This window comes from Microbulbifer aggregans, assembly GCF_020524005.1.
GTDB lineage: Bacteria > Pseudomonadota > Gammaproteobacteria > Pseudomonadales > Cellvibrionaceae > Microbulbifer > Microbulbifer aggregans_A.
Genome location: NZ_JAIVKK010000001.1, coordinates 542,583 through 562,929, shown reverse-complemented (window position 1 = coordinate 562,929; position 20,347 = coordinate 542,583). Strand labels below are relative to the sequence as shown.

Sequence of the window (20,347 nt, the reverse complement as noted above, 5' to 3'; positions counted from 1 at the left end):
CCACAACCTACTGAATTACATAAGAATTAGAGTCAGAATTACAATGATGCGCTTGTTTTACCGACGACTGACCGCAGTCGCCCTGGTTTTATTTATGTCGTTTTCGGTACAGGCCCAGGCCCCCGAGCGAGTCACTTTGTCCCTTGACAACGCTGACGTCCGCGACCTGATTAACTGGGCGGCCGACTTTACCGGCAAGAACATCATTGTTCACCCGAATGTGAAGGGGAAGGTCACGGTGGTGGCCGGTGACCCGATGACCCACGAGCAGGCCTTCGACGTCTTCATGTCGGTGCTGCAGGTGAATGGCTTTAGCCTGGTAGAGCAGGGTGATGCCTGGAAAGTGGTGCCGGATGCCCTGGCCAAGCAGCAGGCAATACCGGTGGCCGACGAGCGCACCAAGGCGCCCGGGGAAGCCCTGGTGGTGAGGACGGTCAAAGTTGAAAATATCTCTGCAGCCCAGCTGATTGCTATGCTGCGTCCCCTGATCCCGCAGACCGGACACCTGGCTGCCTACGCAGATACCAACACCCTGATCATTGCCGACCGCGCGGCGAACATCGACCAGATCATTCGGTTGATCAAACAGCTGGACCGCGCTGGCGCCATTGATATCGAACTGGTTCCCCTGGAGTTTGCTTCCGCCAAAGAAGTTAAGCAGGTCATGACCGAGCTGCTTCAGGGGGGTGGTAAGCAGGCGGGCAGCGATGTCCAGCCCCTGCGTATCGCGGTGGACGAGCGTTCCAACGCGATTCTCCTGACCGGCGACCCGGTCACCCGCACCCAGCTCAAGAAAGTGATTCAGCGTCTTGACCAGCCATTGTCTGGAGAGGGTAATACGGCGGTTGTCTACGTCCAGTACGCGAGTGCGACAGACCTGAAACCAATCCTCGAGGGTATGAGCGGCAGCATCCAGAAGACCGAGAAAGACCAGCAGGTGGCGGATGTCGAAGTCAGCATCCAGGTGAACGAAGAGCTGAATGCGCTCATCCTGACCGCGCCGCCTTCACTGCTGGAAACCATGAAGGGCGTCATCGCCAAGCTCGACGTACGCCGCGCCCAGGTGCTGATCGAAGCGATCATCGTCGAGGTTAGCGAAGGTACCGGTAACGATCTGGGTATCAAGTGGATCGCCGGTGACGACAACGTATTTGCGGGTTTTGAAAATGATGTCGCACTGGGTGACGAAGATGATGAGGGCTCGATTTTAGTCGATGGCGTTGCGGTTAACCCGACGTCCCTGAGCCCCGCAAATTTGATTCGTAATGGCCTTAATCTGGGCTTCCTGAGTGGTACCGATGTGCGTGTGGCGATCAATGCCGTCGCAAGTGAAAGCAACGCCAATATCCTGTCGACGCCAACCATCATGGCACTGGACAATGAAGAAGCAGAAATTCTCGTCGGCCAGAACGTACCGTTCATTACCGGTGAGCAACTATTGTCCGGTAGTAACAACGACCCGTTTACGACCATTCAGCGTCAGGATGTTGGTACCACGCTTAAAGTTACCCCGCGGGTAAACAACAACAATTCCGTGACGCTTGAGATCGAACAAAAGGTGGAAAACGTACTGCCGTCTTCAGGGCAGGCGGCGGATATCGTCACCAGCAAGCGTGAAATTCGCACAAAGGTGCTGATTGACGATGGCGCTATTCTGGTACTTGGTGGCCTTATTGAAGACAAGGTGACGGAGATCAATCAAAAGGTGCCGCTACTGGGTGACATCCCCGGGCTTGGCCGCCTGTTCCGCAACTCATCCAAGGCTGTCGACAAAACTAACTTGATGGTGTTCCTGCGTCCCAAAATTCTCAGCACGCAAGTTGCGGGCTATGAAGAGACCCGCAAGCGCTACCGCGATATGCAAGAAAGGCAGCTCATCTTACGCGACAGAACCAGCCGTATCTGGGACTGGCACCGCGGTGAAACCCTGCCAGACCTGTTGCCGCCAGCGGCCGGTATCGAGCAGCAGGAAGAGCTCCTGCCGATGGAGACTGAGGCAACCAAGTAATGGCTGAGCTTGCAGTAAAACGCCTGCCTTACGCATTCGCCAAGCGACACCAGGTGCTGTTGGCGGAAGTGGATGGTGCCCCGGTTTGCCAGTACGTCGCCCCGCTTAACCCGATGGTATTGGCGGAAGTTCAGCGCCTGTGTGAGCTGCCCCTGTCGGCCGCTGCGGTCGATGTGGAAACATTCCAGAGCACGCTGCAGCGGCTTTATGAAAACCGTGAGGGCGGCAACCTCTCTGATGTTGAGGGGCTCGGTGACGACCTCGACCTGGCCGCGGTAGCGGATTCCCTGCCGGAAACTGAAGACTTGCTTGAGCAGGAGGACGATGCGCCCATCGTGCGACTGATCAATGCGATCTTTGCTGAATCGCTGAAGCAGGGCGCTTCCGATATTCACATCGAAACCTTCGAGAAACGTCTTGTGGTGCGCTTTCGGGTAGATGGCGTGTTACGTGAAGTGCTCCAGCCCCGTCGTGCGCTGGCGCCTTTGCTGGTTTCCCGTATCAAGGTAATGGCCAAACTCGATATCGCCGAAAAGCGGGTTCCGCAGGACGGCCGGATTTCCCTGTTGATGGGTGGGCGTGAGGTCGATGTACGTGTTTCCACCATGCCATCCTCTGCCGGTGAGCGCGTGGTAATGCGTCTGCTGGACAAGCAGGCGGGTAAGATGGATATGCGCCAGCTGGGTATGGAGGAGCGGGACCTGAAGGTCATGATGGAGCTGCTCGGTCGCCCGCACGGCATCCTGCTGGTCACGGGCCCCACCGGTTCCGGTAAAACCACCACGCTTTACGCCGGTCTCGCCAGTATCAACAACCGTGAAAAAAATATCCTGACGGTAGAGGATCCGGTGGAGTACAACCTGGAAGGCGTTGGCCAGACCCAGGTGAATACCAAGGCGGATATGACCTTTGCTCGGGGCTTGCGCGCCATTCTGCGTCAGGATCCGGATGTGGTGATGGTGGGTGAAATTCGCGACCTGGAAACCATGCAGATCGCCATTCAGGCGAGTCTTACCGGTCACCTGGTGCTCTCCACCCTGCACACCAATACCGCACTGGGCGCGGTTACGCGTCTGGTGGATATGGGAATTGAACCTTTCCTCTTGTCATCCAGTATTATCGGCGTCCTTGCGCAGCGGCTTGTGCGGGTATTGTGCCCGGAATGCCGGCAGCCCCATGCCGCAGACGCGTTTGAGTGCCGTATGCTGGGCGTGGAAGAGGGCAGTGGTGCCACCATCTATCACCCGGGCGGCTGCGACAAGTGTAACCACACCGGCTATCTCGGTCGGGTCGGTATTTATGAGTTGGTACCGGTAAATGAAAAGCTGCGCCAGTTGATCCACGATCGGGCATCTGAAAACGCCCTGGTCCAGGAGGCGCGCACACTGGCGCCAAGCATTCGAGATGACGGCATGGCCAAGGTGCTGTCTGGTGTTACTTCACTGGAAGAAGTGCTACGGGTAACCCAGGAGTCCTGACATGGGTGCATTCGAGTACACGGCCCTGAATGCGGGGGGACGCAAAAATCGCGGAACCCTGGAAGCAGACAGTGCCAAGGCAGCCCGCCAGCAGTTGCGGGCAAAAGGGTTGATACCGCTGGAGGTCAGCCCCGCATCGGAATCCCATTCCCAGGCTGGCGACGGGTTGCTGTCTACCAGTCCCGGTCTTGGTATCAAGGCCCTCGCGCTGCTCACAAGGCAGATCGCAACCTTACTGCGTGCCGGTATACCGCTCGAAGAGACCTTGGGTGCCATTGCCAACCAGTCCCGCAACCAGAAGGTGCGCCGCATTGTGCTGGCAGTGCGTGCAAAAGTGCTCGAAGGGCATAGTTTTGCGCAGGCACTGGGCAGTTTTCCGCGCGCCTTCCCGAAACTCTATCGCGCTACCGTAGAGGCCGGTGAGCACTCTGGTCATCTGGATGAGGTATTGGAGCGCCTTGGTGATTACACCGAAAGCCAGCAGCAGTTTCGTCAAAAGGTGCAGCTGGCCATGATTTATCCGGTTGTTCTGGTTGTAATCTGCGTATTGGTCGTAACCGGACTGATGGTTTATGTCGTTCCTGACGTAATTGAAGTGTTTACCGGCACAGGTCAGCAATTGCCGTTGGCAACCCGGATCCTGGTGGCGATCAGCGATTTTATCTCGTCCTGGGGCTGGATAATCCCGCCGATAATCGTCTTACTGGTCGTCGGCTGGATGCTGTTGATGCGTCAGTCCGGATTCCGCTACCGTTTTCACCATCGCCTGCTGGACATGCCGATGATCGGTTGGCTGGTACGCGGTGGCCAGAGTGCCCGATATATCGGTACTCTGGCCATCCTGACCGGAAGTAGTGTGCCCCTTGTCCAGGCTATGGGTATCGCCAGCGGGGTAATGGGTAATGACTACCTGAAGGAGCGTCTGCAGGCGGCGCAGAAATTTGTGCGCGAAGGTGGCAGTTTGCGCCGTGCGCTCGAGGACGTGGAATATTTTCCGCCGATGATGATCTACATGATCGCCAGCGGTGAATCATCCGGCACACTGGACCAGATGCTGGTACGTGCGGCAGAAAACCAGGAGCGCGACCTGCAGGGGGCGGTGACGGCCTTTGTCAGTCTGTTCGAGCCCATCATGCTGCTGGTCATGGCGGGCCTGGTGCTGTTTATCGTGATGGCAATTATGATGCCGATTATGAGTATGAATCAGCTGGTAGTTTGAGCTGGTCAAATAGTGAACACTGCGGCAAAGTGTCGCTTTGACTTTGAATCGAGGTGAGAAATGAAGAATTTGCGCAAGAGTGGGGGCTTTACCCTGATCGAGATCATGGTGGTGATCGTGATCCTGGGTGTACTCGGGGCTCTGGTTATCCCGAATGTACTTGGCCGTACTGGTGAGGCCCGTATCAAGGCGGCTACTGTGGATCTGCGAGCGATCTCCACTGCGCTGGATATGTATCGCATGGATAACTTCGTCTACCCGAGTTCCGACCAGGGGCTTGAGGCGCTGGTAACCAAGCCTTCCGGCTTCCCGGAAGCCAAAAACTGGACCGACCCCTACCTGAAAAAATCACCGAAGGATCCCTGGGGCAACGAATACCAGTACATCAGCCCGGGCAGCAACGGTGCGTACGACCTCTTTAGCCTGGGTGCCGACGGCAAGCCGGGTGGTGAAGGCGAAGCAACCGATCTGTTTGCGTCTGAGCTCTGAGGCTGATTCAGGTTCATTTCGATGAAATCCGCATCCCGTCAGCGGGGCTTTACGTTGATCGAGCTGTTGGTGGTGATTGTCATCATCGCCACGCTGGCGGGTATGGCGACCCTGTCCCTGGGCAACTCCGAGGGCCGTACCTGGACGGGTGAGGTGCAGCGGCTGGCTAACCTGCTGCAGCTGGTTGCGGATCGTGCACTCATTGATAAGGCGCATCTCGGTGTTGTGCTGGAAGAGGACGGCTACACCGTGGTTCGGTATGACAGTTCGGCCATGAAATGGGTAGAGCTGGATTTTTCCGAGAACCCCGGGAGCGCCAATGCCCGCCGTTTTCTTTCCCACCAATTGTCGCCAAATATACGTATTGAAGTCCTTTCCCAAACCGAGTTGCCTGGAGCGGACAGCAGCGACGCGGAATTTGGTCGCAAGAGTGGCAAGGATGCATCGTCCAAGAAAGGCGATGACGATGGCGATAAAGAGTCACTTCCCCAATTTGCTGCGCTTTCCAGTGGTGAGGTGCTGCCAGTTGAAATCGCGGTACACCTGCTCAAGAACGACAAGGTCGCCCGCAGTGCGGTTGTTTCTTACAGCAGCCTCCACGGTATGGAACTGGAGTGGTTGAGCGATGAACTCTAAGCTCCGGCAGCGGGGATTTACCCTCGTTGAAGTGTTGGTGGCACTGGTAATTTTCGGCGTTATTGCTGCCAGTGTACTGAAAACCTTGCAGGACAGTGTCAGGCAGCAGGCGGCGCTCGAAGAGCGGCTCGGGGCAAACTGGGTTGCTCAGCAGGCACTTGAGGAAATTCGCCTGCGCACAGACTGGCCGCCTCTCGGTAAAAAGACCGAAAAGGTCATTGTTGGCGAGCGCGAGTGGCAGGTGGCGGCAGAAGTAAAGTCCACCAATGAGCCGCGCATGCGCCACCTGATAGTGCAGGTAGGCTGGCCAGATAAGGACCCGATTCTCACTATTGATTCCTGGGTGGCACAGCCATGATGAGTGCCAGCCCCTTCAAGCGACACCGGACTTCCGGTTCTGAGCGCGGCTTTACGCTGATCGAGCTGCTTGTGGTGCTGGTTATCGTATCGATTATTGGTATCGGCTCTTACTCCCTCCTGGAAACCTTTTTCAATACGGACCGCGTGCTGACGGGGCGTGCAGAAGTCATGCGGCGTCTGTCCATGGCGATGTACCGGCTGGACGATGATTTGCGCCAGGTGACGGTACGCCCGGTTAAAAATGCCTATAGCGGTTACGAGCCAGCATTCCAGGGCGTGTCGAACGAGTTCGAATTTACTCGTCTTGGTGCCGCAAATTTGACCGGTGAGCCCAGGGGCCAATTGCAGCGATTGCACTACGGTATCGGCTTCCCGGAAGAAGATTCCGATAGGCGCGACCGGGATCGATACGAAGAAGATGATGGCTCGGCGCTACTGCTGCGCAGTCGCTGGAGTGTGTTGGATCGAGGGCCGGATTCGGAACCGGTCGCGGAGCCCGTCCTGGACGGCGTGATTGACATGACCGTGCGTTATTACGATGGCGAGAATGAGGTCTGGCTCGCTCAGTGGCCTCCGGTTGCCACTGATAGCACGCCGGGGGCTGTGGATGTGCGGTTGCCGGAGGCTGTCGAAATCACCCTTATAACGCAAACGACCGGCGAAATGCGCCGGGTGTTCTCCTTGCCTGAATACACGATTACGGCGGGAAGCGGAAGCGGAAGCGGTTCGAGCAGTGGCGGTGATGCGGATTCAGCGGACCGCGATGACGATTCCGGGAGTGGGTCGAGCGGGTCGAGCGGAGGCGCCGATGAGCGGTCTGAAGACGATGCGCGGTAAGTTCCTGCAGCAGCGGGGCGTTGCGCTTATCACCGTGTTGTTGGTGATGGTTATTTCCGTTGCCGCAGTGAGCCACGCGGTGATGCGAAACCAGCTGGCGATTTCGCGGACCGGCGCAATTCTGGCAAACACCCAGTTGGCAGAGTTTGTGCGCGGTGCGGAAGCCTGGGCGATCATTGCCCTGGAAAAAGATTTTGAAGAGGATGCAAGTGAGGCCAATAGCAGCGATAACCTGCAGGAGGCCTGGGCGCAAAAGTTGACCGAATTTAACCCGGATAACGGGAAAATTCGCATACAAATCAAAGACTTGCAGTCCTGTTTTAATGTAAATAATTTAACACTTGGTCGAGCATCAGGCGCTGAAAGCGCCTATTCCAACCAGCTGCGCAACCTGGTGCGTAATGTCGGTGGCCAGGCAGATTTGGCGCTGGCTATTGAGGATTGGCTGGATGCCGGTGATACCCCGCTGGGGTCCGGTACTGAGGATACCGGCTACCTGGGCATGGAAGTGGCGTATCGCACACCGGATACCCTGATTACCGATATTTCCGAGCTGCGCCATGTACAGGGTATGGAGGCGGATATCTGGAGTGAGCTCGAGCCAGAGCTCTGCGCGCTGCCGGAAACCGGTAGCCGAATCAATGTGAATACCGCATCTCAATCACTGTTGGAAGCGCTGTTTCCGTCGGCCAACGTGGCGGGGCTGATCAATGAACGTGAATCGGGTACACCGTTCGCCCAGGCGTCGGATCTGGATCCGTTTGAAGTCAAAAGCGGTACGGCGGATGTGGATTTCCACAGCACTTACTACATCGCGTATATCGCGGTTCAGCTAGGTCTGGAGCATCGCCAGTACTGGGAATCGATTCTTCAGCTCGATCCGGCATCGGGCAAAGTGAAAGTTATTCAGCGCCAGCGGCGCGAGTTTTCCGGGCAGGTATTGCAGGAATTACTGGGGGATTAATTGAGCCAGAAACAGATGTTATTGCGGCTGGTTGAATCAGCGACAGCTGAGGCCGCGCCACTGGAAGTCCAGTGCTGGAGCGAGGGCAAATGGCAGTCGGTGACAACGGACGCTGCATTTGCGCGTGCCTTCAGGGCAGTAACGCCGGAAGCAGACGAAGACCTTATTTCGGTGCCATCCGACGTGGAATCGTTCGCAAGTGATGAAGCGACCTCAGCGGATGCCATGGTGCTCGAATTCGAGCCGGACAGCCAGGGGATACTGCTGTTACCTGGCAGCTGGGTTTGGAGTGGCCTGGAGGTCATTCCCCGCGCAGCCCGCCGCCAGAGTAGTGCTGTGGGTTATATGGTGGAAGAGCAACTGGCGGAAGATGTTGAGGATCTCCACTTTACCTGTCAGCCAGTAGATGGCGATTTGTGCACCGTAATGGCGGTTTCCCGGCGCAAGATGGATGCGCTGCATATGCAGCTCGAACGTCTCGGTTGGCCGGTTACCGTGGCAATTCCGGAGTACCGTCTATTGGGTGGCCTGTCGGGTCAATCCAGTATCTGGCTGGATGGGCAGTGGGCGCACCTGTGGCAGGGCGCTGGCCGCGGCCTCACTGTTGCTCGCTCACTGTTGATGCCTGTCGCCGAAAGCCTGCTGGCTCCGGACAGTGGTGAGGAAGCCGGTATCGAGGGCGAAGTGCGGGATAGCGTGATGCTGTTTGGGCACGCTGAAGAGCTTGAACTGGCAGGGCTTACTCAGTTGGCGGACGTTGAGGTGTCCGCATCTCCGGCGGAAGAGCAGTTGCTGGAGAATGTGACCGGATCAAGCGCTGGTAACTTGCTCAGTGGCGAGTACCAGATATCCTTTCATGCGGCCGAAGGCCCCTGGTGGCGCAAGCCGGCAATCGCTGTTGCGGCCTGTTTTGCTGCTCAATTGCTGTTTTTTGTTGGTGTCGGTACTTATTACAAGATTCAGGCCGGTCGTGCTGATGCGCAGGCCCGTGCGGTATTCAGTGAAATTTTCCCCAATGATACTCCTCGTGCGGATCTTCGGCGTCAGGTGCAGGGTTACCTGAATCAGTCGACGGGTGGCTCCGGCGATTTTGCCCGTCAGCTGCAGCAGTTGGCGAGTGTTTGGAGTAGCGGAGATTTGCGCCTGCAGTCACTGCGTTTTGATGGCAATCGCGGCGAACTCGTATTGCAGTTGCGGGCGGCGAATCTGGGGCAGATTGACGCCGTAGTCGGAAAGCTGTCAAACGGCCAGTATCGAGCCGAGCTCCTGGCTGCGAATGAGTTGGAAAACGGGGTGTCCGGGCGAATCCGCCTGCGCTGAGTGAGAATACGATGAAGCAACAAATTGAGCCGTTATTGCAGAAGTGGAAATCGTTACCAGCGAACGACCAGAGGGCCCTGGGGCTTCTCGGGCTTTTCCTGGGGTCGATGTTCATTGTATTTGGGCTGTTCAAACCGGCGCAGAGTTTCTTTGAAACGTCGCGAGTGGAGGCTGAGGAAGCCCGGGAGCTCGCGGCGTGGATCGACAGGCAGCGTCCACAGCTGGAGCGAGTTGAGCGCAGTAGTGGAGGCAACGGGCAGGCACAGGGAACGCTCCTGCAGCGGGTGACTGCTGCGGCCAAAAATCACAACGTCACCATCAAGCGCTTTGAGCCGGAAGGTGATGGGCGAATTCGCCTGTGGATTGACGAGGTGCGCTACCAGGACTTGCAGCCCTGGCTCAACAATCTGATGAAGCAGAGGTTTGTCATCCAGACAGTAAGTGTCGATGCGTTGGCGGAAGAGGGTATGGTTTCTGCGCGCCTCACGCTGGAGCGTTAATTTTCTTTTTGGTTTCTCAACAACCGGCGGTGAGTAAATACTGATCGACTTTTTTATTTGATTGCTGATTTTGTTCTATTTTGGTCAGAAATATTCGTTTTTTGCGAAGTGTTTTGCCGGGTGACAGCTGCGGTAGATCGTAAATTCGGGCCCGATTGCTGAAATTTTCTGCCCGGAATGGCACCTTTTTCTCCCTATACTCAAGTCGGAATGGTTTGAAGTGGGTGTCAGTTATGTTGTTCAGAAATGCCGAGAGTAATCACCTGGTAGATGTGGCTGACATTGTCACGCTGGCGAACCCGTATGAGCTGACGGTAATCGGGCGATACCTGTGGGGCGAGGAAGTTCAGGATCCGGAAGTCTTTGACAAGGCCCAGCTGCGCTTTCTTTCAGGAGAGCCATTGCCATTGTGTTGGCATGACAGCAAATATCGGGAGCGCGAAGTCCGCAGAATTAAATGTGGTACGCAGATTAATGACAGTGACTACTACCAGGGCGCCTGATCGAGCGTTGAGCCAGCGGCTTTAACTCAGTGATTGAAGGTGATTCTCGGCCCTTTTCCTGTCGGTGTGGCTGGTTTACCCGGCTCCGGATAAGTGGCCACGGGAAATCCCTTGTCTACTCGTGGTTTCAGGCCAACACCTCCTATACAATACGCGCCAATTTTTAGCCGGTGTCACCGAGTGGCGCGAATGTAGCGGGTAACCCTCCCGTGTTTGCAGGTCGCACAGGGCTTGCTGGTATTTGCACTGTGGCACTAGCGTACTAATTGTGGGGTGGGGCCTCACTGAATCTGAATACCGGGGCGGTTGTTCCATGAGTTTCGAGTTGTTTGAAGAGTATTCCCTTTACGTGGGAATTGGCGGTCTGATTCTGTTCATGATTTTTATTGTGTGGAATCTTGCCAAAGAGTCGAAAGCGGGTCGTTTCGGTACTTTCATTCTCTTTACCGCGCTCGGGCTGGGCCTGCTGGGGTTCTTAATAAAAACGGTACTGGTTGAAGTCATGGGACTCGGCTAGTAGATCGCTACTGAGCCGATCAGGGATGCCGGGAATAATATATGCCGCTATTTGATCGCCCCGAACTTAAAGTTCAGAAAGACCGTCGTGTCTGCCGCGCTACAGACTCACGAATCGCCAAGTACAGCCGTCGCGGAATGCTTTTTTCCCTGGTGGCTTTTACGGTTGCTGTGGCAATGGGAGAGTTGCGCCACCTGAGGCCTGAGCTTGCACTGCTGCTGGGGATTGGGCTGGTACTGTTCACGCTATGGCGCGGGTATTACGTCTTCCGTTTCGACGGGCTCTACGCAACAGGCCCCAAGCGTTGGCGTCGCCAGTATTTCCTGGCGTCCACCCTCGGTGCGGCCTGGTGGGGCGTGATCTTACTGAGCCATGTATTGTTGCTGGGGCTGTCTCCGGTGACTCAATTCCTTTGGTTGTACACGGTCGTTTTTTGCGCAAGTGTCACCACGGTTTTCTCCCCTTACCATCGGTTCCTTACCTGGTTCCTGGCGGTATCTCTGGTGCCTGCCGCCTTGCAGGGATTTCTCACTGCGGATGTAATCGGTGCTATCTACGGTGCGTTGACCTTGGCCTTCGTCTGGCTGATGGCCCACCAGGCAAGGAAGGAATCCGAAAATTACTGGGATCGGGTTTCCGCCATGCAGGCTCTGCAGCAGAAGGCCAGCAATCTGGCGGCCGCGCGCAAGCACTCTGAGGCGGCAGTCGAAGTTACCAATGAATTTCTGGCGAATGTCGGTCAGGAGTTTCGCAGCCAGCTTTCGGATTCGCTGGGTGCTCTGGCCCTGCTGGAAGGTGACAACCTGAACGAGCGTCAGCGTGAATGGGTGCGCCTGGCAAAAAACGCGGGCAACCAGCAGCTGAAGCTGGTAGACAACGTGGGCATGTTTGCCCGTGTGGCACGAAAAGATATTCACCTGCGTCGCGCGCCTTTCAATCTGGTGCGAACCATTGAAAAGGCCTTTAAGTTTGCTGCCCGCACTGCCCAGCGTCAGCGTTTGGAATTCAATTTCCAGATTGATGACAGCCTGCCCGTTATGGTCACGGGGGATAATCGAAAGACAGCGCAATTGATCCGCAATCTGGTGGATTCCGCAACGGTGATCGCCCAGTCTGGCGAGCTGTGGGGTGAGGCAAGCTTTGAGTACGTGAGTTCGGAAGAGGGTCAGCTGACGCTCAAAATTAAAGACAATGGATGCGGCGAGATCCTGCCGGATGAGTCGGAATTGTTTGGTGCCTTTTCGCGGATGGATACCACGCAGGTGACTACGGGCCTGGGGTTGAATATCGCAAAGGGGTTAGCCGAGGCAATGGGTGGCTATCTCCAGCTGCATTCTTCGGATGAAGGTAACCGCTACCAGGTGGTGATCAAATTCGAGATCGAGCCCAACCAGCGCGTATATCTTACGCCGGACCGCCGACTGCAGGATACGGATGTGGTGGTGTTGCACCAGAAGGGGCTCTTTGTTACCGGCACTATTCAAGTCCTCCAGTCATTTGGTATGGATGTGACCAGCTTCCACTGGTCGGAAGACAATGGCGACGCATTCAGGGCGTTGTCCACGGCAATCGAGCGTCAGCAGCTGGTATTGCTGATACCGTCTCTGGGGGACGGGGGCTTGTTGAGCGAAGTGCGCGAGAAGTTGGTCGTTGCCAGCGAGGCTGGCTCTCTGTCTTTCCCGCTGATCTGTCTTGGTGGCTACGGGAACAAGGCAAAGTTTGCGACCCTGGCCGGGCTCAACCCGGATGCTCAATATCTCTCTCGCCCGGTTACCCGCAAGGAGCTTCATGAGGCGCTGGTATTGCGCCTGTTTGGGGGGAGCAAAAAAGCCAGCCGGCGCGTCGTCAGTGGCAATGCGGAAATCAACCGCAAGCGGAAATTGCTGTTGATCGAGGAGTCCCGTCAGCATCAGGGTGTGACCGAAGAAATGCTGCAAACCCTCGGCTATCAGGTGGAGGTCGTTCCGTCTGTAGAGGAGGCTCTGGCAAAGCTTCCGGATAGTGCTTACGACCTGCTGCTGGTGGATTGTCAGCAGAACACCGTGCACAGTGCGGAAATTATTGAACAGCTTCGTCTTTGGGAGGCGGAATTCTCGCCTGATGACAGGCTGCCGATCGTGGCGTTGACCAGCACAACGGAAGAACAGTTTGAGGGGCGTTGTCTGGCAGCCGGTATGGATGATTTCCTGACCAAGCCGTTAAGCAAGGATAGCCTCGCAGAGACCCTTGAACGCTGGCTGGGTGAATAGTCGGTGGGCGTTCTGGAAAATCTCCGTTGGCTTGGTGTGCTTGCCGCGACCGTAAGCCTGGGAGGCAAGTGCAAGTCCTAATGCTTGCACATGCCCCCTGAATAATCACATCGAGCGCTGATCTATGCGCTTGCGAAACTCTTCCCAGCTTTCCTTTCGCTCGGAGTAGCGGTCCACAAAGTAATCCCGCTTGTCTTTGAGCAGTAGGGTAAATTTCATCAATTCTTCCATCACGTCGACAATGCGGTCGTAATAGGAGGAGGGTTTCATCCGGTCATTGTCATCAAACTCCAGCCATGCCTTGGCTACGGATGACTGGTTGGGGATCGTAACCATGCGCATCCAGCGCCCCAGAATCCGCATTTGGTTGACTGCATTGAAGGACTGGGAGCCACCGCAGACCTGCATGATGGCGAGAGTCTTGCCCTGTGTTGGCCGTACACCGCCCATAGATAGCGGTATCCAGTCGATCTGGGTTTTCATGATGCCAGTCATGGCGCCGTGCCGTTCTGGCGAAGACCAGACCATTCCGTCACACCAGGTGGCCAGATCGCGCAGTTCTTTCACTTTCGGGTGTTCCTGGTCCGCGTCATCCGGCAGAGGCAAACCGGATGGGTTGAATATCCGTGTTTCCGCGCCCAATAATTGCAGGATTCTCGCTGCTTCTTCCGCCGCCAGGCGGCTGAAAGAGCGCGCCCTCAGTGAGCCATACAGCAGTAGGATTTTCGGGGCCTGATCAAAAATTGGGGACTGTAATTCGGCGAGATCGGTTTCGCGAAAGCAGTCTTGTTCGATGTTTGGCAAGTCTTCAGTTTTCATTAGGGGTATCTCCGAACCAGTGGCGGGTGCGGTTTGCGAAAGCGACCAGTGACAGCATGACCGGTACCTCAACCAGTACCCCGACCACTGTTGCCAATGCTGCGCCTGAGTTCAGGCCAAACACGGATATGGCTACGGCCACTGCTAACTCGAAAAAATTGGATGTCCCAATCATGCAGGCGGGGGCTGCAATATTGTGTGGCAGTCGCATGCTGCGGGCTGCGCCGTAGCTGATCGCGAAGATGCCGTACGTCTGGATCAGTAGGGGTATTGCAATGAGCACAATTGCCATCGGGTTGGCGAGGATGGTTTCCGCCTGGAAGCCGAACAGCAGAACCACGGTAGCGAGCAGGCCGGCAATGGAGATTGGTTTGATTTTTGCCAGGAATTCATTGAGGCGGCTGTGGTCGTTGTTCTTATCGAGGATCCGCCGCGTGATGATGCCAGCAATAAGTGGTAGTAACACGTAGAGAACGACCGATAGCAGCAGGGTGTTCCAGGGCACGGTGATATCGCTGACACCCAGCAAAAAGGCTGCAATGGGTGCAAAGGCGAAAATCATGATGATGTCGTTCACCGACACCTGCACCAGAGTGTAATTGGGGTCCCCTTTGGTGAGGTGGCTCCACACAAACACCATCGCAGTACAGGGCGCGACGCCCAGCAGGATCATACCGGCGATGTATTCGGAGGCGGTCTGTGGGTCCACCAGATCGGCAAATATCACCCGGAAAAACAGCCAGCCCAGCGCGGCCATGGTGAACGGCTTGATCAGCCAATTCACGGTTAGGGTCAGCAGCAGTCCTTTCGGTTTGCTGCCCACATCGCGAATGGATGAAAAATCTACCTGCACCATCATCGGGTAGATCATTACCCAGATAAACACCGCGACGGGCAGGTTTACGTGGGCGACTTCCATGGCGGCAATGGCATGGAAGAGGTCGGGGGCAAAATTGCCCAGAGCAAGCCCGGCCAGAATACACAGGCCAACCCATACCGATAAATAACGCTCAAACAGTCCCATGATCAGAGTTCCTGCGCGATTTTATTCAGTGCATCATGCAGCGCGTCGCCCTTGAGTTCGTCTATTCCGGAATCGAGGATAGTCTGAATACGCGCCTCGATCGTGTCCATGACCGCGTTAAAGGCTTCGGCAATTTCGAGTTCCGGGCCGTCAAGTTTGGAAGGGTCGGGTAAGCCCCAATGTACTTTGACTCCATTGCCCATCCACAAAGGGCAGCTTTCATTTGCGGCGGAATCGCAAACGGTAATGACCGCGTCGGGCTGCAGGGTTTCGAATTCGTCCCAGGATTGACTGGCGAGATTTTCGGTTGCAATCCCGCGGGCCGATAGGTAACGAAGGGACCAGGGGTGCACTTCACCAACCGGCTGACTGCCAGCGCTGTAAGCCTCAATGCGGCCTTGTGACAGGTGATTGGTAATCGCCTCGCTGAGTATGCTGCGGCAGCGGTTGTGGGTGCAGATAAACAGTAACTTCATTGGCTGGTTCTTATCCTGGAGTTGATTAGCAGCAAATAATGCTGCGCTCTGGTCGGTTGCCCATTTGGCAGAGCGCAGCGCGCGCATCTGCCATGTAATCCGGGTTGCTTTCGAGAGTGGTCAATAAGATGTCCCTTGCCCAGGCCGGTAATTCATCAGAGAGGCGATAGAACACCCACTGGCCCTGGCGGCGATCGGTCAGCAGGCCGCACTGGCGTAGCTGGGACAGGTGTCGGGAGATTTTGGGTTGGCTCTCGCCCAGGGCAGCGGTGAGTTCACAGACGCACAGTTCTGTTTCCTGAGTGATGAGCAATATGCAGCGCAGGCGGGTATCGTCGGCGAGGCATTTGTAAAACTGAACCGGATTCATTGCGAAGACTTCACTTGCGTTCTGATTTTGGCGAATTATATATGAAAATTCATATATGTGAAAAACCGTATATATCCGCTGGTAAAAAACCGCCATGTGCGGTGCGGGTCAAGTAAATGAGTCAGTGGCGGCGCTGCTGCCGGGTGCGGTCTTGCGAGACACGCCGTAAACCCATCCCTGGGGGCTCTTCCGCGACATCCATGTCGCAGAAGGTCTCGCAAGACCGCACCCGGCATCACCGCCTTCATCCATAGCTACGTTGGGGTATGCTGTGGGGCTTTTGAGGGGGCTTAAAGCTTGAATTCAGCCCATACCGGCGCATGGTCTGAGGGGCGTTCCATACCGCGGATGGTGTAGTCCACGCCGGTAGCGACGCAGGCGTCCGCCAGTTGTTGGCTGGCCAGGATCAAATCAATACGCAGGCCCCGCTTGGGCTCGCGATCAAAACCGCGGCTGCGGTAATCGAACCAGCTGAAAATATCATTGGTTTCCGGGTTGGCGCTGCGGAAGGTATCCACCAGGCCCCAGCCCTGCAATTTCTCAAGCCACTCGCGCTCTTCCGGCAGGAAGCTGCACTTGCCGTCCCGCAGCCAGCGTTTGCGATTGGATTCGCCGATACCGATGTCGAGATCGGTGGGGGAGATGTTCATATCGCCGATAACCAGCACCGGTGATTCCTTATTGCACTCGCTGTCCAGGTAGTTATTCAGGTCTGCATAGTACTTGCGCTTGGCCGGGAATTTGAGCGGGTGCTCGCGATTCTCGCCCTGGGGAAAATAGCCATTGACGACGGTCAGAGGCTTGTCGGCGCCGATATCGAACTGGCCTGCCACCAGGCGGCGCTGGGCATCTTCCGCGTCGCTTGGGAAACCGTACTGGCTTTTCAGGAATGGGTAGCGGGAAAGCAGGGCGACACCGTAATGGGTTTTCTGGCCGAAATAGATCACTTCGTAACCCAGGTCGCGCACCACATCGACCGGGAATTCTTCGTCGGTAACCTTGGTTTCCTGAAGGCCGATAATATCTGGCGAGTGTGATTGAACCAGTGCTTCCAGCTGGTGGAGACGGGCACGAATGCTGTTTACGTTAAAGGATACGACTTTCACCTTTCCCCCTGAATACCTAAAAAAACCAAGGCCCGCTATTCGGAGAATACCGGGCCAGGTAACGTCGTAAATTGTTGCGGCTGCCCCAGGCAGCCGCGATGGTTTAGAAGTTGGCAACCTGTGGTGCGCGGGTCACCCGGTCTTTGAGGCCTATAAAGTCCGCCATGATATAGCCGGCTTCATTCAATACAGGATCATCTTCCAGTGTGATCTCAACTGGCCCGCCGACAGTTTCGGTTTCTTCCGATTCACTCTTTTCCATGGCTTCGAAGCTCTCATAGGGTTCCAGACCCTTGGCCGAGCGACGCTTGTTTTCCATAGTCAGCAGTTCGCTGTTCAGGGTTTCGCGCTCTACATTGCGCGTTTCCTCATTCAGCGACACGAACTTCTTGTTGGTCTGCTCAATCTGGTATTTGAACTGTTCACGCAGGAATACAAAATCCGGGTCTGCCGAAGTGCGCTGCTCGTGCTTGCGAACCAGGTCGGGTACCAGATCTTTCAGGTTGAAATACTTGGCGTGGGGCACTGCATGGATACGATCCCAGGGTAGGGCAGTGTCATAGGCGCTTTCACCAACACTTTCTGAGTCGATCAGCTGGGGCATGCTGATATCCGGAGATACGCCTGCATGCTGGGTGCTATCACCGGAAACCCGGTAGAACTTGGATTGGGTGATCTTCAGTTGACCTTCTTTCAGCGGTGCCATGGTCTGCACGGTACCTTTACCGAAAGACTGGTTACCGACGACGAGGCCGCGATTGTAATCCTGAATCGCGCCCGCAAAGATTTCTGACGCGGATGCAGACAGACGGTTGATCAGTACCACCAGCGGACCGCGATACATGGCACGGGAGCGCGAGCGGTTGTGGCGGGAAATCTGCTCGTTGGCGTGGCGAATCTGTACCACCGGGCCCTGGTCGATAAACAGGTCGGTGAGCATGGTGGCTTCCTGCAGTGAGCCGCCACCGTTATTGCGCAGATCCAGGATCACGCCGTCCACGCCTTCTTTCTGCAGTTCATCCAGTAGGCGCGCCACGTCACGGGTGGTGCTTTTGTAGTTCGGGTCACGGCGGCGATAGGCTTCAAAGTCGATGTAGAAGGTCGGCAGATTGATTACGCCAACCTTGTAGTTCTTATCGCCATCGGAAAATTCAAAGGTGGCTTTTTTCGCTGCCTGGTCTTCGAGTTTCACTTTGCTGCGCTTGATCAGCACAGTGCGATGGGTGCCATCGCCACCAGTGGGAATGGTCTCCAGGCGCACAAAGGTGCCGGCAGAGCCACGGATCAGGTCGACCACGTCGTCCAGGCGCCAGCCGACAACATCGACCATCTCGCCTTCTTCGTCCTGGCCTACTGCCACGATTTTGTCGTTCGGTTTGACCTTACCGGAGCGGTCGGCAGGACCGCCGGCTACGAGGCGGGCCACTTTGGTGTATTCGTCTTCTACCTGCAGCACGGCACCGATGCCCTCAAGGGACAGGGACATGCTCATGTTGAAGTTCTCCAGGGAGCGTGGAGAAAGGTAGTTGCTGTGCGGGTCGTAGAGACGGGTCAGCGAGTTCATGTAGAGCTCGAACACGTCGTCGGAATTCTGTTGACCGAGGCGTTTCAGCTGACCTTTATAGCGGCGCAGCAACAGGTCGGCGATTTCCTCGTCGCTCTTTCCGGTCAGGCGCAGGTTGAGCACGCTGGACTTGAGGCGCTTGCGCCAGAGGTCGTCGGCAGCACTGATGGTTTGCGGCCAGTCGCTCTTTTCGCGGTCGAGCTCCAGTGATTCATCCTTGGCAAAGTCGAATTTGGGCAGGCCGTTTTCCAATTGTGACAGGATGTTGTCGAGGCGGTCGGAAATCCGCAGGCGGTAGCGGTTGTAAATCTCGAAACCGCGGTCCACGTTGCCTGCTTTCAGGTCATCGTCCAGCTTTTCACGCCACTGACGGAACTCATTGATATCGGAAGCGAGGAAGTAACTCTTAGACGGATCGAGACTGTCTATGTACTCGTCCCACAGGCCCGTCGACATTTCATCGCCGACCTTGAGTTTGTTGTAGTGCAGCATTTCAAGCTTGCTGACGATTTCGCGCGCTGTGCCCCCCTGGTCTTCGTGGGGTTTGAGCTCTTTGACTTCTGCCAGGCTGGCAGGTGATACCAGTATCAGGAGGGAGAAGGAAAGGCCGGTTGCGAATGCGGCTAGTCGATTGCTAAGCATAAGGAGTCTCTTTATACGTCCTACTTCAAGGCGTCCCACTGTCGTTGGTCGTGCCGGTTTGGGCTGTCAGCCGTTCGCCGGGCAGTGGCGACTTATAGCTTAGGACAAGTATAAAGGCTGAAAGCTCCGAAAGGCATGAATTGCTTCCTGAACGAGGCGAAAGGTGCCTGGAATACGTCGTCAGGAAGGAGGATTTACCTGCCATAACGATAGTATTGTGCATTTTTTCTACATTCGGTGTCGTGGTGCGGCCGCGGGGGGTGTACTCAGCGTTGCAAGTCACCGAATTTTTGCGGTGAATTCGTTGGGCGGAGTACCTGCCGCGATCAGTCGAGCGGGGTTGATGCGCGCTGTGGGCCGGTTTGCCGTGTCCGGTCACGTTGCCGATTGTCCGCTCCGGGTGGATATTCAAACTTCCTCTACAGACTGCTTGTTTTTCATCATGTGGGGTGAGGTGCGCAGCATTTCAAGCATGGCATCCGCCTGGCGGGCGCCGACTTCTGCCAGGTCATAGGCGGCAGGGTTCATCAGCCAGTCCTGCAGCAGCCCTATCAGGCTGCCATGAATAATGGGGACCGCGCAATCCACATCCAGGTCGGCAGGGAGTTGGCCGGCCCTGATTGCCGCTTCCAGTAAAATACGCAGGCGGGTCGCCCCTTCGCAGTGGCCGTCAGAACAGCGCTGCTGGATTTCAGCCAGTTCCGCGACCTTCTCGCAGCGCATAAGAATGATTTCAAAAATACGCTGCCATTCTTCATTGGTGGCGACTTCTTTATACAGAAAAATCCAGCGTTGGCGCAGCTCGCGGAGCGGGTCGCAACCGCCGTCCAGGGGTACCTGGCAGAGAGACTCGTCGGGCAGTTTGACGCGATCAGCGACTGCACTGAACAGGTCGGCCTTGTTTTGGAAGTGGCCATAAACGGCGCCGCGGGTGACGCCGGCCAGCTCGGCGACTTCGGTAAGGGAAGGGCGGGAAACACCGCGTTTGTGAAAAACATCTATCGCGGCATCGAGGATGCGCTCGCGGGTTTCCTGTGCTTCTTCTTTACGCCTTCTGGCCATGAACGTATTCCTAAGCTGTCGTTCCGGTTCGGTTTCGACCGACTTCAAGGTGTTTGCGGTTGAGAACGTCCTGTATGCGTCGGTCTGACTTGACTGAACCGGCGGATCCTGACCGGCTGATCGCGTACGCAGTTTAATTCATCGTCACGCATGAATAAATAGTTGATATTCATTCATGCATGTATTTAAATTCCCCTCCAGAGC

20 protein-coding genes are annotated in these 20,347 nt (G+C 56.1%); 13 read left to right on the top strand and 7 right to left on the bottom strand.

The window, feature by feature from the left end; genetic code table 11:
- Positions 1 to 43 precede the first annotated feature (43 nt).
- The 13 genes from gspD to LC093_RS02365 all read left to right on the top strand — a co-directional run bounded on the left by gspD (position 44) and on the right by LC093_RS02365 (position 13,080).
- Positions 44 to 2,008, top strand: a complete 1,965-nt coding sequence (gene gspD / locus LC093_RS02425; protein WP_226661632.1) for a type II secretion system secretin GspD — start codon at positions 44 to 46, stop codon at positions 2,006 to 2,008.
- A complete protein-coding gene (gene gspE / locus LC093_RS02420) occupies positions 2,008 to 3,486 on the top strand; it encodes a type II secretion system ATPase GspE (RefSeq protein ID WP_226661625.1) in 1,479 nt (492 codons plus the stop codon). The genes gspD and gspE overlap by 1 nt, the downstream gene beginning before the upstream one ends.
- Before the next feature lies 1 nt (position 3,487).
- Entirely contained in the window at positions 3,488 to 4,705 is a 1,218-nt protein-coding gene (gene gspF, locus LC093_RS02415) for a type II secretion system inner membrane protein GspF (RefSeq protein WP_226661623.1), read from the top strand.
- Positions 4,706 to 4,765: 60 nt separating this feature from the next.
- On the top strand, positions 4,766 to 5,194 hold the full coding sequence (gspG, locus tag LC093_RS02410) for a type II secretion system major pseudopilin GspG (protein WP_226661621.1): 429 nt from the start codon (positions 4,766 to 4,768) through the stop codon (positions 5,192 to 5,194).
- Between the two features lie 21 nt (positions 5,195 to 5,215).
- Positions 5,216 to 5,830: a type II secretion system protein gene (locus LC093_RS02405; RefSeq protein WP_226661618.1), complete on the top strand. Its 615-nt coding sequence runs from the start codon at positions 5,216 to 5,218 to the stop codon at positions 5,828 to 5,830.
- Complete coding sequence (gspI, locus tag LC093_RS02400; RefSeq protein ID WP_226661616.1) at positions 5,820 to 6,188, top strand: type II secretion system minor pseudopilin GspI; 369 nt, start codon at positions 5,820 to 5,822, stop codon at positions 6,186 to 6,188. Before LC093_RS02405 ends, gspI begins: the two co-directional genes overlap by 11 nt.
- Entirely contained in the window at positions 6,185 to 7,027 is an 843-nt protein-coding gene (locus tag LC093_RS02395) for a type II secretion system protein GspJ (RefSeq protein WP_226661615.1), read from the top strand. Before gspI ends, LC093_RS02395 begins: the two co-directional genes overlap by 4 nt.
- Positions 6,999 to 7,991, top strand: a complete 993-nt coding sequence (gene gspK, locus LC093_RS02390; protein ID WP_226661613.1) for a type II secretion system minor pseudopilin GspK — start codon at positions 6,999 to 7,001, stop codon at positions 7,989 to 7,991. The genes LC093_RS02395 and gspK overlap by 29 nt, the downstream gene beginning before the upstream one ends.
- A complete protein-coding gene (gene gspL, locus LC093_RS02385; RefSeq protein WP_226661612.1) occupies positions 7,992 to 9,311 on the top strand; it encodes a type II secretion system protein GspL in 1,320 nt (439 codons plus the stop codon).
- A gap of 11 nt (positions 9,312 to 9,322) precedes the next feature.
- On the top strand, positions 9,323 to 9,811 hold the full coding sequence (gene gspM / locus LC093_RS02380; RefSeq protein WP_226661610.1) for a type II secretion system protein GspM: 489 nt from the start codon (positions 9,323 to 9,325) through the stop codon (positions 9,809 to 9,811).
- Positions 9,812 to 10,044: 233 nt separating this feature from the next.
- Complete coding sequence (locus tag LC093_RS02375; protein ID WP_226661607.1) at positions 10,045 to 10,314, top strand: acetyltransferase; 270 nt, start codon at positions 10,045 to 10,047, stop codon at positions 10,312 to 10,314.
- Positions 10,315 to 10,627: 313 nt separating this feature from the next.
- Positions 10,628 to 10,831 carry a DUF2788 domain-containing protein gene (locus LC093_RS02370; protein ID WP_226661606.1) on the top strand — a complete coding sequence of 68 codons (204 nt, stop codon included), beginning with the start codon at positions 10,628 to 10,630 and terminating at the stop codon, positions 10,829 to 10,831.
- A gap of 41 nt (positions 10,832 to 10,872) precedes the next feature.
- A complete protein-coding gene (locus tag LC093_RS02365; protein WP_226661604.1) occupies positions 10,873 to 13,080 on the top strand; it encodes a hybrid sensor histidine kinase/response regulator in 2,208 nt (735 codons plus the stop codon).
- A gap of 105 nt (positions 13,081 to 13,185) precedes the next feature.
- Here the strand turns inward: LC093_RS02365 and arsH are convergent, their stop codons facing one another.
- The 7 genes from arsH to LC093_RS02330 all read right to left on the bottom strand — a co-directional run bounded on the left by arsH (position 13,186) and on the right by LC093_RS02330 (position 20,143).
- Entirely contained in the window at positions 13,186 to 13,899 is a 714-nt protein-coding gene (arsH, locus tag LC093_RS02360; RefSeq protein ID WP_226661602.1) for an arsenical resistance protein ArsH, read from the bottom strand.
- Entirely contained in the window at positions 13,889 to 14,923 is a 1,035-nt protein-coding gene (gene arsB / locus LC093_RS02355; protein ID WP_226661599.1) for an ACR3 family arsenite efflux transporter, read from the bottom strand. The genes arsH and arsB overlap by 11 nt, the downstream gene beginning before the upstream one ends.
- 2 nt (positions 14,924 to 14,925) lie before the next feature.
- Complete coding sequence (locus tag LC093_RS02350; RefSeq protein WP_226662417.1) at positions 14,926 to 15,399, bottom strand: arsenate reductase ArsC; 474 nt, start codon at positions 15,397 to 15,399, stop codon at positions 14,926 to 14,928.
- A gap of 25 nt (positions 15,400 to 15,424) precedes the next feature.
- Positions 15,425 to 15,769, bottom strand: a complete 345-nt coding sequence (locus tag LC093_RS02345; RefSeq protein WP_226661597.1) for a metalloregulator ArsR/SmtB family transcription factor — start codon at positions 15,767 to 15,769, stop codon at positions 15,425 to 15,427.
- 290 nt (positions 15,770 to 16,059) lie between these two features.
- On the bottom strand, positions 16,060 to 16,875 hold the full coding sequence (xthA, locus tag LC093_RS02340; RefSeq protein ID WP_226661595.1) for an exodeoxyribonuclease III: 816 nt from the start codon (positions 16,873 to 16,875) through the stop codon (positions 16,060 to 16,062).
- Positions 16,876 to 16,978: 103 nt separating this feature from the next.
- Complete coding sequence (locus LC093_RS02335; protein WP_226661593.1) at positions 16,979 to 19,081, bottom strand: carboxy terminal-processing peptidase; 2,103 nt, start codon at positions 19,079 to 19,081, stop codon at positions 16,979 to 16,981.
- A 408-nt stretch (positions 19,082 to 19,489) separates the two neighbouring features.
- On the bottom strand, positions 19,490 to 20,143 hold the full coding sequence (locus tag LC093_RS02330) for a TetR family transcriptional regulator (RefSeq protein ID WP_226661591.1): 654 nt from the start codon (positions 20,141 to 20,143) through the stop codon (positions 19,490 to 19,492).
- Between the last annotated feature and the right edge of the window lie 204 nt (positions 20,144 to 20,347).